Annotated in this window: 14 protein-coding genes; 3 read left to right on the top strand and 11 right to left on the bottom strand. The window is 64.5% G+C overall.

What is annotated here, in order from left to right:
• Nucleotides 1-5 precede the first annotated feature (5 nt).
• Nucleotides 6-620: a translesion DNA synthesis-associated protein ImuA gene (imuA, locus tag HU764_RS10915; protein ID WP_186703776.1), complete on the bottom strand. Its 615-nt coding sequence runs from the start codon at nt 618-620 to the stop codon at nt 6-8.
• Nucleotides 620-1,237, bottom strand: a complete 618-nt coding sequence (lexA, locus tag HU764_RS10910; protein ID WP_085272942.1) for a transcriptional repressor LexA — start codon at nt 1,235-1,237, stop codon at nt 620-622. The genes imuA and lexA overlap by 1 nt, the downstream gene beginning before the upstream one ends.
• Before the next feature lie 93 nt (nt 1,238-1,330).
• Between lexA and HU764_RS10905 the strand changes: the two genes are divergently transcribed.
• The gene (locus HU764_RS10905) at nt 1,331-1,987 is read left to right on the top strand and encodes an HAD family hydrolase (protein WP_027593439.1); all 657 of its coding nucleotides are present in this window, start codon (nt 1,331-1,333) and stop codon (nt 1,985-1,987) included.
• Nucleotides 1,988-2,135: 148 nt separating this feature from the next.
• Nucleotides 2,136-3,047, top strand: a complete 912-nt coding sequence (locus HU764_RS10900) for a LysR family transcriptional regulator (protein ID WP_186678128.1) — start codon at nt 2,136-2,138, stop codon at nt 3,045-3,047.
• A 35-nt stretch (nt 3,048-3,082) separates the two neighbouring features.
• Here HU764_RS10900 and HU764_RS10895 read toward each other — a convergent pair whose 3' ends face one another.
• From HU764_RS10895 to HU764_RS10880, 4 genes are all read right to left on the bottom strand, one after another.
• Nucleotides 3,083-4,426: an MFS transporter gene (locus HU764_RS10895; protein ID WP_186678118.1), complete on the bottom strand. Its 1,344-nt coding sequence runs from the start codon at nt 4,424-4,426 to the stop codon at nt 3,083-3,085.
• Nucleotides 4,427-4,494: 68 nt separating this feature from the next.
• Nucleotides 4,495-4,824, bottom strand: a complete 330-nt coding sequence (locus HU764_RS10890) for an NIPSNAP family protein (protein WP_186678116.1) — start codon at nt 4,822-4,824, stop codon at nt 4,495-4,497.
• The gene (locus tag HU764_RS10885) at nt 4,824-6,542 is read right to left on the bottom strand and encodes an FAD-dependent oxidoreductase (protein ID WP_186703777.1); all 1,719 of its coding nucleotides are present in this window, start codon (nt 6,540-6,542) and stop codon (nt 4,824-4,826) included. The genes HU764_RS10890 and HU764_RS10885 overlap by 1 nt, the downstream gene beginning before the upstream one ends.
• Nucleotides 6,539-7,366, bottom strand: a complete 828-nt coding sequence (locus tag HU764_RS10880; RefSeq protein WP_099454307.1) for an SDR family NAD(P)-dependent oxidoreductase — start codon at nt 7,364-7,366, stop codon at nt 6,539-6,541. The genes HU764_RS10885 and HU764_RS10880 overlap by 4 nt, the downstream gene beginning before the upstream one ends.
• A gap of 177 nt (nt 7,367-7,543) precedes the next feature.
• Here HU764_RS10880 and HU764_RS10875 point away from each other — a divergent pair, with 177 nt between their 5' ends.
• Nucleotides 7,544-8,455, top strand: a complete 912-nt coding sequence (locus HU764_RS10875) for a helix-turn-helix domain-containing protein (protein WP_186678112.1) — start codon at nt 7,544-7,546, stop codon at nt 8,453-8,455.
• On the opposite strand, the gene HU764_RS10870 is transcribed toward HU764_RS10875, so the two are convergent.
• The 5 genes from HU764_RS10870 to HU764_RS10850 all read right to left on the bottom strand — a co-directional run bounded on the left by HU764_RS10870 (nt 8,444) and on the right by HU764_RS10850 (nt 14,378).
• The gene (locus tag HU764_RS10870) at nt 8,444-9,217 is read right to left on the bottom strand and encodes an IclR family transcriptional regulator (protein ID WP_186703778.1); all 774 of its coding nucleotides are present in this window, start codon (nt 9,215-9,217) and stop codon (nt 8,444-8,446) included. The two genes, HU764_RS10875 and HU764_RS10870, sit on opposite strands and share 12 nt — an antisense overlap.
• Nucleotides 9,218-9,287: 70 nt before the next feature.
• Nucleotides 9,288-10,745 carry an amidase gene (locus tag HU764_RS10865; RefSeq protein ID WP_186703779.1) on the bottom strand — a complete coding sequence of 486 codons (1,458 nt, stop codon included), beginning with the start codon at nt 10,743-10,745 and terminating at the stop codon, nt 9,288-9,290.
• A complete protein-coding gene (locus HU764_RS10860; protein ID WP_186703780.1) occupies nt 10,742-12,052 on the bottom strand; it encodes a citrate-proton symporter in 1,311 nt (436 codons plus the stop codon). Before HU764_RS10860 ends, HU764_RS10865 begins: the two co-directional genes overlap by 4 nt.
• A gap of 80 nt (nt 12,053-12,132) precedes the next feature.
• Nucleotides 12,133-13,308, bottom strand: a complete 1,176-nt coding sequence (locus HU764_RS10855; protein ID WP_186703781.1) for a M20 aminoacylase family protein — start codon at nt 13,306-13,308, stop codon at nt 12,133-12,135.
• A gap of 296 nt (nt 13,309-13,604) precedes the next feature.
• Complete coding sequence (locus HU764_RS10850; RefSeq protein ID WP_225935711.1) at nt 13,605-14,378, bottom strand: RHS repeat-associated core domain-containing protein; 774 nt, start codon at nt 14,376-14,378, stop codon at nt 13,605-13,607.
• Between the last annotated feature and the right edge of the window lie 135 nt (nt 14,379-14,513).

Raw genomic sequence — 14,513 nt, 5'->3', positions numbered from 1 at the left:
CAGCCTCAGCCGGGCAGCGCGATGGGCAGCGCTGGCGGCATGCCGCCCCGGCTCTTGAGCACACGCCACTGTGCCGGCCGAGTGTCGATGGCAATACGCAGAGCGGCCGGCGACGGGTTGTGTGCCGCCTGCTGTGGGCGACAGGCGAACGCCAGCGCCTGGCCGGTCTCGGCGGCCACCTGCAGGCGCCGCAGTGCCCGGTCATCGGCGCGCTCCGGCCAGCACAACACGGCGGCGCAACTGCCTGAACGCAGGCATTGCTCAGCCGCCCACAGTGCGTCGGCAGGCGTGGCGCTAACCTGGGCCAGCCAGCGTAGATCCACCCCCGCTGCCTGCCAGGCCGGGGCATAGGGAATGAACGGCGGCGCGACCAGCACCACGCGGCCACCTTCTGTAGTCAGGCGCGCCAGTGAGGGCCACAGCAGTTGCAGCTCACCGCACCCCGGGCTGGCCAGCAGCAGTTCGCTGAGCGCCGCGGCCGGCCAGCCGCCCTCGGGCAGGCGTTGGTCGAGCGCGGCATGCCCGGTCGGCTGCAACCCCAGTGGCCGGGCCTGAACCTGCCGCCCGCGCCAGACCTGACGCTGATCGAGCAGCCTGTCGAGATCGACCACCGCGCCCATCAGTCGCGCCTCAGCAGGCCGCAGAACACGCCTTCAATGAAGAACTCCTGCTCAGGGCCCACATCGATCGGCGCATAGGCCGGGTTGCGCGGCAACAGCCGGTAACCGCCAGGCTGACGCTGCAAGCGCTTGATGGTCACCTCGCCGTCCAGGCGGGCGACCACGACCTGCCCGTCACGGGCCTCGCCCTGTTGCCGAATGCCGACCAGGTCACCGTCGAAGATGCCGTCATCGACCATCGAGTCGCCGCGCACTTTCAACAGGTAATCGGGCGTGCGCCGGAACAGGCTGGGGTCGAGCAGCAACTGCTCGTGAATGTCGAGGTCCGGGCCGATCGGGGCACCTGCCGCGACCTGGCCCAGCACCGGCACTTCCAGGATTTCCGGGCGGCGCAGCGGTTGAGCCAGGCGAATACCTCGCGCCTGGTTCGGCGTGACGTCGATATGGCCGGCCTGGCACAGGGCGGTGATGTGTTTACGCGCGACGCTGCGCGAGGCGAAGCCGAAGCGCGTGGCGATGTCGGCAAGGCTCGGTGGCTGGCCGTGGTCAGCAATGCGCTCACGAATAAATTCGAGAATGGCGCGGCGTTTGGGGGTCAGATTGTCCATGGAGTACATTTGTACTCTTTTCGCCACACACTGAACAGCCCCCTTCGTCGTCCGCATTGGTTATGATCGTCGGGCTTGTGTTTTTTCATACCTGGATACCTGATGCTGACTGCCCTGCTGTTCGACCTCGACGGAACCCTCACCGACACCGATACCCTGCACCTGCAGGCTTTCCGCCAGTTGCTGCGCGAGCATGACGGCCGTGAACTGAGCCAGGCCCAGTTCGATGCACAGGTCAGTGGCCGGGCCAACGGCGAACTGTTCGCCGAGTTGTTTGCCGATGCCAGCCCGCAGCAATGCCTGGCCCTGGCGGATCGCAAAGAGGCGTTGTTCCGCTCGCTGGCGCCGTCGCTTGCGCCCATGCCCGGCCTGTTGCGCTTGCTGGAGCACGGCCAAGCCTGTGGCCTGGGGATGTGCGTGGTGACCAACGCCCCCCGGCTCAATGCCGAGCACATGTTGCAGGCCATGGGGCTGGAGGCCCGCTTCGAGCATGTGTTGGTGGCCGAGGAGCTTGAGCGAGCCAAGCCGGACCCGCTGCCCTACCTCACCGGGCTACAGCGGCTCGGGGCCGAGGCCGGGCAAGCGCTGGCCTTCGAGGACTCGTTGCCCGGGGTCAAGGCTGCCAGTGGTGCGGGGATCTTTACGGTTGGCGTTGCGACTACTCAGACTGCCGAACGCCTGATGGACGCCGGGGCTGGGCTGGTGATCGAGGACTTTGATGATGCGCGGTTGTGGGCGTTGATTGAATCGATGGGGTGAGGTGTGCATGGTGCATGCTTTGAGTTCAATGGCGCCTGTGAGATCGAGCGCCGCGCGGGCGGCGCTCGATCTCACAGGCGCCACAACACTCAACCCCTACACCTCGATGCTCTAACCTTCAACCGCTGCCCAACCTCTCAGGCCGCCCATGCTCATCGACGAAGAACTGACCCTCAAAAAGCTGGAAACCTTCCTCGCCTTCATGCGCAGTGGCAACCTCGGCCGCGCCGCCGCCGAGCTGTCCACCAGTGCCGTTAGCGTGCACCGCGCCATCCACTCGCTGGAAAGCGCCTTGCGTTGCCCCCTGTTCAAGCACGAAGGCCGGCAACTGATCCCGCTGGAAAGCGCCTACGTGCTGGAGAAAAAAGCCCGCCAGCTGATCCAGGACGCCGAGCAGATGGTCCGCCAGACCCGTGAGGCTGCGGGGTTCTATGCCGAACGTTTCCGCTTGGGCGCCCTGTACTCGCTAACGGTAAAGACCGTGCCAAAGCTGGTCATGGGCCTGAAACTGCGCCGCAGCGCGCTCAACATCGACCTGACCCTGGGCTCGAACGTCGACCTGCTGCAACGCCTGAAGAACCACGAACTGGAGGCCATCCTGGTGTCGCTGGACGAAAGCGTCTGCGACCCCGCCTGCGAGCAATTGCCGCTGTTCTCCGACGACATCTTCCTTGCCGTCCCCACCGACTCGCCCTTTGCCGAGCACGCCGAGGTGGACCTGGCCGACCTCGCCGACTCCACCTTCATCACCCTGACCCAAGGCTTTGCCACCCACCGTGATGGTGCGCGGGTATTCGAGCAGGCAGGGTTCGAGCCGAAGGTGGCCATGCAGGTGAACGATATCTTCACCCTGCTGAGCATGGTCAGCTCCGGCGTTGGCTTTGCCCTGCTGCCAGGGCGAATCGCTGCGGTCTACGAGAACCGGGTGAAGTTGATTGCCCTGCAACCACGCTATCGCCTGCAACAGCACATTGGCGTGGTGTTTTTGAAGGCGCGGGAACGGGAACCGAACCTGCTGGCGTTGCTGGCTGAATGCAGGATGTACAGCCGCGAAAACTGAGCGAAAGCCTGCAGGTGTTCATGTTCCAGCGACCTTTACACCGCTTGCCGGGCGGCGCGCCGGCCTGAACCGGCATGACGCCCCTGCAACAACACTGCCAGCGCAGCCAATACCGCCGGGATCAGCAACGACGCGAACACCTGTGCAAAGCTCCAGCCCATGGCCAGCATCTGGGCGCCGGCAAACGCACTGAGAATCGCCCCGAAGCGGCCGATGCCACTCATCCAACTGGCACCGGTCGCCCGCGCTTCGGTGGGGTAGAACGCCGCTGCCAAGGCATTCATGCCCACACTCGCGCCATTGAGGCCAAAGCCCACGGCCCAGGCAATCGCGCACAGCCAGGCAAAATCCCCGGCCACCTGGCCAATGGCGAAGATCACCGCACCGCTGAACAAGAAGGTCAGCATCAGTACCCGTTGCGGGTTGCAGCGGTCCATGGCCCAGCCCACCGAGATCGCCCCCAGCGGCCCGCCGATCTGGAAACAGGCGGTGACGATGGCCGCTTCGGCCACCGAGAAGCCGCCCCCCTCCTTTACCAAGGTGGGCAACCAGCCGCTGAACAGGTAAACCAGAAACAGCGCCAGCACGTAGCCAGCCCAAAGCATCAACGTGCCAAAGCGGTAGCGCGGCGAGAGAATGGTCGCAATCGCCCCACCACTGCTGGGCGCGCTGGCCGGTACGATGAAGGTGCTGTCGGCGTTGACACGCTCCGGTGCCAGGCGGCTGACGATGGCGTGGATGCGACGCTTGTCAGCACCCTTGCTGACCAGGAAGGTGACCGACTCGGGCAACCTCCAGCACAGCAACGGCACTGTCAGCAGCGGCAGCACGCCGCCCAGCACCAGCACGCTGCGCCAGCCCAAGTTGGGGATCATCCAGGCACTGACAAAACCGCCTGCCGCCGCACCCAGTGAGAAACCACAGAAGGCCAGAGTGATCAGCAGCGAGCGGCTGCGCGCCGGCGCGTATTCACTGACCAGGGTGCTGGCATTGGGCATGGCGGCGCCCAGGCCCAGGCCGGTCAGAAAACGCAGGGCAACAAGGGTCTCGAGGTCGGGCGAGAATGCCGAGGCCAAGGTCCAGATACCAAACAGCAGGACACTGCCCAGCAAGACCGCCTTGCGCCCATAGCGGTCGGCCAAGGGGCCGGCGATCAGTGCACCGAGCGCCAGGCCGATAAGGGCCGCGCTCAACACGGGGCCCAGGCTTTGCGCGCCCAGGCCCCAATCGCTTTTCAATTGCGGTGCGATGAAACCGATGAGGGCGACGTCCAGCCCATCCAGGGCGATGATCAGAAAGCCCAAGAAGACCACCCATTTCTGGTAGCGGCCGATGGGTTGCTGGTCGATCAGTTGGCGCACATCAATGGCGTTGTTCATGGGGTATCACCTGTTGTTGTTTTTATGAAGGTGCATCGGCAGTGGGCCGCCATGCGACCCAGACAGCATTACCGGTGAACGAGGCTGGGCAGCCGCACAGGCCGGATGATCCGCGTCTCTTGGGCCACGACCAGATCGCGGGTGGCCTGCAGGTAGGCTGCGAAGTCCGGGTCAGCGTCCCGCGCGGCGCTGCGTTTTTCGAAATCATCGAGGCTGTCATAGCCCCACAAGTGCACCACCTGGTTGAGCGGGCCAATGCTGCTGGTGTAGAACGCCAGCGGCGCACCGAGATGGCGCAGCAGAATCGGCATGGCCAGCTGGTCGAAGGCTTCGAGAAAGGCCGCCATGCCACGTGGGCGGATGGTGTAGACCCTGTGATCGACGACAGGCTTGTCCATCATGCAACCTCCCGCGCTTTGCCCGCTGTCGCCAGCCCTTGTTCGACGCCCGCCAGGTGGCGCCCGGTGATGTAGCCAAAGGTCATGATTGGCCCCAGGGTGATGCCCGCACCGGGGTAATTGCCGCCCATGATGCTGGCGCGGTCGTTGCCGACGGCGTACAGGCCGTCGATGGCCTGCTGATCGGCGCCCAGCACTTCGCCGACCACGCTGGTGCGGATGCCGTCGAAGGTGCCCAGGTCACCCATGATCACCTTCACGGCAAAGTAAGGCCCCTCGGCCACTGGCGCCACGCACGGGTTGGGCGTGTGCTGCGGGTCGGCCAGGTAGCGATTGAAACGCGTGGTACCTCGCCCAAACTGGCGGTCCTCACCCTGAACGGCGCCCAGGTTGTACTCACGTACGGTCTGCTCCAGCCCGGCGGCATCGATCCCGGCCTTGCGCGCCAGCTCGGTGAGGCTGCTGCCCTTGAGCAAGTAGCCGTTACGCAACAGCGGCCCCAGCGGCATCGGCGAGGGCTTGGCGAAACCCAGGCCGTACTTGGCCAGGGTGCGCCGGTCACAGACCAGCCACATGGCGGTTTCCGGTTGCTCTGCACACGCCTCGATCAAGGCGGCACCCACGTCGTGGTAGGAATTCGATTCGTTGGTAAAGCGCTTGCCTGAGCGCAGCACGCCGATCACACCGGGCTTGTAACGGTCGAGCAAATGGGGGAACGCGACAAATCGCCCTGCCCCCATCGGCACCTTGGACACCGGCATCCACGCCGCCGCCGCTTGCAGGCGGATATCGACCTTGGCGCCCATCGTTTCAGCCATACGCGCACCATCACCCGTGTTGCCTGCTGGCACCGGCGAAAAGTGCTCGCCACCCCGACGCACATGCGGGTAGGCCTGCTTCAACCGTTGCACGTCATGGGAAAACCCACCACAGGCCAGCACCACGCCGCGCCGCGCCTCGATGCGCAGTTCGCTGTCGCCTTGTTTCGCCAACACGCCAGTGACCCGATTGCCTTCACGCAACAGGTGCCTGGCCGGGGTCCCGGTCAAAATCGGAATGCCCAGGTCCAGCGCCGACTTCACCAGCCGCGCCGCCAGGGCATTGCCGCTGGTCACCTGAGTGCCGCGCCGGTACAGCGCCAACTCCTTGAGGTGGGTCAGCAAGCGCTTGGCCACATACACGAACGAGGTCAGCGAGCGGGTGGCATTGAAGAAGTGCTTGAGGTCGGCATTCGACGAATTGAACATCATGCCGATGAAGGTGATGGTCTTGAGCGGTGGCCGCAGGCGTGCCATGTCGGGCCCAAGGCCGCGAATGTCGTAGGGCGCTGCCAGTATCGAGCGCCCGACATCGACGCCACCTTCCACGTGTGGGTGATAGTCGGGGTACAGCGTGGGGACGAATTTGACGGCGGTCTCGCGCTCGAAGAACTCGACCATGTCTGGCCCGTGACGCAGAAACGCCTTGACCGCCACTTCGTCGAAACAGTCGCCGGTTTCGTTGCGCAGGTAGGTCAGCGCCGCCTCATCGCTGTCGTTCATCCCATGCCGGTTGCCCGGCACCCACAGCACCCCACCGGAGAACGCCGTGGTGCCGCCGAAGCAGTCGTCCTTTTCGATGACGACCACATCCAGGCCGTGTTTTTTCGCAGTGATCGCCGTCGCCAGGCCGCCGGCTCCCGCCCCCACCACCAGTACATCGCAGGTGCGTGTGTTCATGCGCGTACGCCCTCGAAACCGGGGCGCGGGATCAACGCCATGGGCATGCTCTCCAGCCCGCCATCGACCGTCAGCTCGGCGCCGTTGATGTAGTCGGCACGCGGGCTGGCAAGAAACAGCACCGCCTCGGCGATGTCCTGCGGCTCGCCGATGCGCTGGTTGGCGGTCATGGCGCTGCGCTGGCGTTCGATGTGCGGGTCCGCGTAAAACGCCGCCGACAGCGGCGTGCGGATCAACCCCGGGCACACCGCGTTGCTGCGTACCCCGCGCGGCCCCCACTCTACGGCAATCTGCCGGGACAACATGCTGACCCCGGCCTTGGCCGCGCTGTAGGCACCACTGTTGGGTTGAGGGTAATGGGCCGCGATCGACGCTACATGCACGATGCGCCCCTGGCCTCGGGCAAGCATCAAGCTGCCGAAGGCCTGCGAACACAGCAGGTAGCCGCTGAGGTTGACCGCCAACACCTGGTTCCATTGCTCCAGGGTCAGCACGTCGAGCGAACCCGGGCGCAGCACACTGGCGTTGTTGATCAGTACATCGCAGCGGCCGTGCAGCGCCTGCACCTGTGCCGCGGCGTGGCTTACGCTGTCGGGGTCGGCGATGTCGCACCCCAGCGCGCTGACCTCGCCGACACTGTGCTCGCCCAAGGTGGCCGCCAGCTCACGGCACTTGCCCAGGTCGCGGTCCAGCAACACCACATGGGCTTGCTGTTCGACCAACGCGGCAGCCAGTGCCGCGCCAATGCCGCCGGCCGCGCCGGTCACTACACAAACGGCTGAATCCAGGCCCAGCCAGTGAGCGCTAATCTTGTTGTTATGCATGCTGCTCTCCAGAGTGTCGCTTCATCTGGCGAACAGCCTAGGGCTGACAGGCACCCGGGCAGAATGGACAAAACCTGCAACCAACCCCACATTCCCGACAATTTGCTGCTCCGCCCCTGAACCTGTTCAGCGGCTGTGGCACAGTAGCCGGGTACCGATCAAAACAATTACAACACCATGAACAAGATCCCCAATTACGCCCTGTACGGTGAGACTGCACAGCCGGTGTGGCACGAGTCGCTGCATGTGGAGTCGATCTCCAAACGCTCCGGTGCCCACAACTGGGAGATCGCCGCGCACCGTCACGAAGGCCTGCTGCAGTTGCTGTACCTGCAAAGCGGCGGCGGTGAAGTGCTGTTCGACAGTGACCGCGTGCAGGCCCAGGCGCCCTGCGTGGTGTACGTGCCGGCGCAGGTGGTGCATGGCTTCCAGTGGGCCGGTGCGGTCGAGGGCCAGGTGATCACGGCGGCGCAGCACCCGCTGGAAAGCATCACCCAGGTACTGGCGCCGAACCTGCTGGCAACGGTCCGCAAACCCCAGGTGATCGCCCTGCCCCGCTGGGAAGCCGACGAAGACCCCCTGCTGCCGTTGTGCCGCGCCCTGCACGAGGAATACCACAACCGCGCTCGCGAGCATGTGGCCAGCAGCATGTCACTGTTGCTGACGCTGCTGATCCAGGTGCTGCGCCACGAACCACAGGCCAGTGGTAACGGGCGTCGCCCACCGTCCAGGCGCAGCCAGCAACTGACCGGGTTCCGCGAGCTGGTGGACATGCACTTTCGCGAGCATTGGTCGTTGGGGGCTTATGCCGCTGAACTCGGGCTGACGTTGGCCACGCTGGGGCGGCTGTGCCAGGAACACCTGGGCATGACCCCGATGAATGTCATCAACGCCCGGTTGGTGCTGGAGGCCAAACGGGCGCTGGGGCATTCCAGCCTCAGCGTGAAAGAGATTGCCCATGACCTGGGGTTTGTCGATGTGGGGTATTTCAGCCGGTTTTTTCGCAAGCACTCGGGGGTGAGCCCGAGTGAGTTTCGCGAGGCCGCGTTGCCCGCAAAGAGGCCAGTACAGGTTTCTTCAAGCCTCTAGCGCATGCTGCACCTGGCCCACTGTCGCCGCCAATCGGTCCAGGTGCAGGCTCAACACCCGCTCCACCGGCGCCTGGTCCACCGGCCAGTGCAGGGCGATGCTGCCCGCCAGTTGCCCCTCGACCCGCACCGGCAAGGCGATCGCCCGGATCAGAAACGGCAACCGCACCGGGTATTCCCAATGCCCCTCGGTACGCTGGCCAAAGCCCTTGTGCGCATCCTCCTCGATATCGCGCAACAGGCTGTCATCACCCAACCGTTGGTGGCTGGCCAAGCGCTGCACTTCGTTACCGTCCAGCTCCCCCAGGCACGCGCGCCCCATCGCCGAATGAAACAGGCTGGCATGGTGGCCGACGATCTGGCAGTTGTTCGGGTAGCGCTTGCGCAACACCTGAGGGATGGCGCTTTCCATCACCTCCAGCCGCTCGCCATCGAAGCACGACAGGTCTGCCACCAGCCCGGTGCGTTCGCTCAGCTCAAGCAGCCAAGGCGCCGCCTGCTCCACCAGGCGCCGCTTGAAGCGCAACTGGCGGTCGCCGAACAGGCGCCGGGCACACAGGCGATAGCGCCGGTCGCTCAAGCCCCGGTAGACCCACCCCTGCTCCTGCAAGGTGGCGAGCATGCGCGAGACCGTGGCCTTGGGCAGCGCCGTCAGGTAATGCAGTTCTTCAAGCCCCAATGCCTGGTGTTCGCCCAGCAAGTCGACGATGGCCAGCGCCCGCTCCACCGAGCGTACGCCGCCACTGTCTGTCATGTTGCCCATGTGTCTGACCTCCCTGTCACTTGGCGGGTTGGTCATCATGCACAGCAAGAACCGCGCCTACCCAGGGCCTTTACGCAAGTTGCAAGCACGGCGGCGGCCGCCGTTCGACCCAGCGGCTCAGTTGCTCATGGGCATGGGCCAGTTGCAACACCGCGTGGTCCGCCTGGGCTGGGCCAATGATTTGCAGGCCCATCGGCAACCCCGTGGTACTGAAACCCACCGGTACACTGATGCTCGGCAGCCCTGCCAGGGTCGGCCCGATTACCACCTCCATCCAGCGGTGATACGTGTCCATCGTTCGCCCTGCGACCGCCTTCGGCCACGCCTGCTGTGCATCGAAAGGGAACACTTGGGCCGAAGGCAACAGCAGGAAATCGTAACGTTCGAACAACCTGCCGAGGGCCTGGTACCACGCACTGCGGTCTATCGAAGCCTGGTACACCTGCGCAGCATTCAGGTGCAGGCCGCCCTCGACTTCCCACTGCGCCTCAGGCTTGAGCAGGGCACGCTTGCCCGGGTCGGCATAGGCAGCACCGAGGGTGCCGTGCACCAGGAAGTGGCGGTGGGTCAGCCAGCATTGCCAGAGGCGCGCCAAGTCAAAGGCCGGCTGGCAGGCCTCGATCTGGCAACCCAGCTCGGCAAAATCCGTCAGGGCCGACTCGCACAGGCTCAGCACTCCGTCTTCCATCGGCAGATAGCCGTCATAATCGCCCAGCCAGCCCAGCCGCGCGCCCTTAAAGTCGCGCTGCAACCCTTCAGCGAAATCAACCTTGCCGCCACTCAGCGACAACGGCACCCTTGCATCGAAGCCTGCCTGGGTCGTCAACAGCCGCGCGACATCGACCACGCTGCGCCCCATCGGCCCTTCGGTGGCCAGTTGCTGCAGGAACACCTCCGGCGCCGGACCATGCGGCACCCGCCCCTGGGACGGGCGCAGGCCGAACACGTTGTTGAACGCCGCCGGGTTGCGCAGCGAGCCCATCATGTCGCTGCCATCGGCCACCGGCAGCAAACGCAGGGCCAAGGCCGCCGCGGCCCCGCCACTGCTGCCGCCGGCCACCCGGCTTGGGTCGTAGGCATTGAGGGTGGTGCCAAACAGGGTGTTGTAGCTTTGCGAGCCCAGGCCGAACTCCGGCACGTTGCTCTTGCCGACGATGATCGCCCCACTGGCCCTGACCCGTGCCACGCTGACCGCATCGTGTTCGGGCACCTGCTCAGCGAACAGCGGCGAACCCAGGGTGGTGCGCAGCCCGGCCGTGGCAGCAAGGTCTTTGATTGCCTGGGGCATGCCCTGCATCCAGCCCCTTGACTGCCCCCGCGCCAGTTCACCGTCGCGCTCATCGGCTTCGGCCAGCAGCACCTCGGCCGCACGCAGCGACACCAGCGCATTGACCTGCGGGTTGAAACGCTCGATATGGGCGAGGTACGCCAGCATCACCTCACGGCACGATACTTGGCGGGCATGAATTGCGCGGGACAACACCTCGGCATCCAGCGCTACGATTGGGTCGATGGCTAGCGGCTTCACGGTTTCACTCCAAGGTTGAACGCGACAGCTTTACCCGCACGCGGCGCTTCTTTCAGGCAGTAGGTGCCCAACAGCGTCAGCAGGCAAGCAAACAGTACATAGAACGACGGCGCCACCGGCGTGTTAAGGGCTTTGCTCAGCCAGGTGACGATCAGCGGCGCAAAGCCGCCGAACACCATCACCGCCACGTTGTAGGCCACCGATACCCCGGTCGAACGCACCTCGACCGGGAACTGCTCGGCCAGGGCAGTCGGCGCCGGGCCAAAAAACCCGCCGATGGCGGTGCACAGCAGCAGCTGCATCACCAGCAGGCGCTCGATCGACGGCGCCGCCGCCACCCACACGTACAACGGATAAACCATCACGAAGAAGGCCAGGGTGAAGGCCATTAGTACCGGTCGCCGGCCCAGCCGGTCAGACAAGGCCCCCGCCAGCGGGATGACCACGGTCATCAACCCCACCGCGAGCATCTGCACCAACAGCACCTGGTCCAGCGGCAACCCGAGGTTCTTGTGGGCGAAGGTCGGCATGTTCACCAGCACCACGTAGAACGATACCGTGGCGCCACACGCCAGGCCCATCGACACCAGCAGGCTGCGGCGGTGTTCCCGCAGTACCTGCCACAGCCCCGGCGCCTGGCCCTTGGCCTGTTTACGCGCCTCTAGGAACTCTTCGGGTTCTTCCATGTGCTTGCGAATCCACAGCCCCACCGGGCCAATCAGCAGGCCAAGCACGAACGGGATTCGCCAGCCCCAGCTGTCCAGCGCCTCAGGCGTGCACAGGTGCGTCACCAACGCCACCATCGCCGCCCCCGAGAACACCGCCAGGCACTGCCCCACCAGTTGCCAGGAGCCATACAGGCCTTTGCGATGGGCGGGTGCGCTTTCCACCAGAAACGCTGTTGCGCTGGCGTATTCGCCCCCTGTAGCGAAGCCCTGGAGCATGCGCGCCACCACGATCAGCAACGGCGCGCCCATGCCGATGGCGAGGTAGTTGGGCGCAAAGGCGATCATGGCGATGGACACGGTCATCAGGCGGATGATCAGCTGCATGGCCGCCTTGCGGCCTTTGCGGTCGGCGTACATGCCCAGCAGCACGCCGCCCACCGGGCGCATGAAAAAGCCCACGCCGAAGGTGGCCAGGGCCATCAGCAGCGAGGCGTATTCGTCGTCGGAGGGGAAGAACTGCCGGGCGATGATGCTCGCCAGAAAGCCGTACACGATAAAGTCATACCACTCCAGCGCATTGCCGATGACGGCAGCGACCACCTGCCGGGTACGCGACACGCCTGTGCTCGAAGTCTGCATAGGGAACACTCCATTCATCTGTTGGGTGATGACCCAGGCACAGCCGCGCCCAGGTTCCAGCGGCAGTCGTCAAATAAAGGTCAGGCGGGCTCGAGCCAGCGCTCGGCAAGCGCGCCCCAATAGGCGGCGCCGGTCAGCAGAATGTCGTCGTTGAAGTCATAGGCTGGGTTGTGCACCATCGGCCGCGACACGCCATTGCCGATGAACAGGTAGGCGCCCGGGCAACGTTGCAGCATCCAGGCGAAATCCTCGCTGCCCATCAATTTGCGGGTGTTGCCGTCCACCGCGTCGGCACCGAGCAGCTCCACGCCCACTTCTTGGGCGAAGGCGTTCTCTGCGGCATGGTTGACCAGTACCGGGTACGCCGGCCGGTGTTCGATGCTGGCGGTGCAGCCAAAACTCTCGGCTTGGCTAACGATGATCGCGCGTACTCGCGCCAGGGTCTGCGCCCGCACCTCGGCATTCAGCGCCCGCAGGCTCAGGCGCAGCACCGCCTGCTGCGGAATCACGTTGGCCGCCTCGCCCGCCTGCAGTGCCCCCACAGTGACCACTGCGGCTTCCTGGGCATCGATATTGCGCGCCACCACCGTCTGCAACGCCATCACCACACTGGCCGCTGCCACCAGCGGGTCGACGGTCAGGTGCGGCATCGAGCCATGCCCGCCGACGCCTTCGAGGGTTACGCTGAGCAAATCCTGCGAGGCCATCATCGGCCCATCGCGAAAGCCCAGGTGCCCTGCCGGCAGCCCCGGCATGTTGTGCATGCCGAACAGTGCATCACAGGGGAAGCGCTCCAGCAATCCGTCGGCGAGCATCGCCTCGGCGCCGCCCTGGCCCTCTTCGGCCGGCTGGAAGATCAGCGTCAGCGTGCCGTCGAACTGCCGGGTCGCCGCCAGGTAACGTGCAGCGCCCAGCAGCATGGTGGTGTGGCCATCATGGCCGCAGGCGTGCATGCAGCCTTGGTGCCGGCTGCTGTAGGCCGCTCCGGTGGCCTCATGGATCGGCAGCGCGTCCATGTCGGCGCGAAGCCCCAGCTTGCGTGGGCTGCTGCCGTTGCGCAGCACCCCCACCACCCCGGTCTTGCCGACACCGGTGTGAACCTCGTAGCCCCACGCTTGCAGCAGCCGAGCGACCAGCGCCGAGGTGCGGCTTTCTTCAAAACCCAGTTCCGGGTGTGCATGGATGTCGTGACGGATGGCGTGCAGGTCGCTGGCCACGTCGTTGAGCCAAGCCAGGATGTGTTGATGTCGGGACATGCGGAATCTCCTTGCGCGGGTATGTTCCCGTTCTTGTTGTTCGCGGTGAGATCACGACGGGGAAGGCAGGTCGTGTTGGCTGACAGATAAACGCGAGTGATGGGGGGAGCACAATCGAATGTGGTTCCGCAGGGTGGAACTGGGCATGGGGGATTGCATGCGGGCCGCCAGGTGAACGGTTTGAGATCTTCAACGCCTAGGAGATGGAGCGCCGCCCGCGCGGCGCTTCGCAGCACAAGGCTGCTCCATCTGTTTCGGGCCAATTATTCCTGTGGTATGGCGCGCGGCCGACGTACCTAACCGCCGCCCCTCACAGTTTTGATTTGGACCAACAGGACCTCCTCTGGCCTGGGGCTTAGGATCGCCGACTCTTGACCACGCATACGATTCCAGCCAGCAGCTTCTTTCAGTGACTCCCAGAACAGCTCAGGCAGTGGGAGCCTGTTCGCCGTGGCCTCTTGAATCGTCGACGTTAAGTCGGTGTACAACTGTCTCAACTTGCCCACACCCGCCACGGATGCAGCCCCTATGCCGACTAGCGTGGATGCCTCACTCGCTAGCGAACCCATTGGAAATGCATAGGCCATCGCAACGCCAGGGACTTTTGTCAACGTACTCACCAACCCTCCATTGAATATCAACGCATTGTTAGTGCGGCTCGATGCATCGTATTCCGGTGGCACAGGCCTCCCTTGGGCCTTGGCAACCGATCTTCTGACGATAGTTTTCGAGGCTTTATTCAACGCAGACAACATGCCCACAGTTCCCCATACCAAGCCTGTCCCCTGGCCGACTATGCGCGTAGCGGAATGGCCGTCACGGTCAACATTGTTGACAGGATCCCCCAAGCAGTACGCATAGGCATTGAGCCCACCTCGGCCGAAAGGGCTAAAAGCATCCGGGCTGTAAAAGCGCATCAGCCCTGTACCGTAGGCACGCTTGCCGTTGCCAATCAGATAACCATTTGGCAGTAGCGCATTCGGTTCTCCAACAAACGCTAAGCGTGGGCCGCCCCTGCCCACGTGATAACCATAGGGCGCATAAGCCCGCAATGGGGGGGCCCTGAACATCTGGAGCGAGGGTTGCTTATCATTGGGTAATAGTGCCGTTGTTTGCATGTTTCGAGCCTGCTCAACCTGTGTTTAGAGGGCCAGGCTATTCATATGAATTGGCGTACATAACTCTCAGAACTACTGAAGGGAATC

The organism is Pseudomonas kermanshahensis, from assembly GCF_014269205.2.
Lineage (GTDB): Bacteria > Pseudomonadota > Gammaproteobacteria > Pseudomonadales > Pseudomonadaceae > Aquipseudomonas > Aquipseudomonas kermanshahensis.
This window is presented reverse-complemented; position numbering and strand designations above follow the sequence as displayed.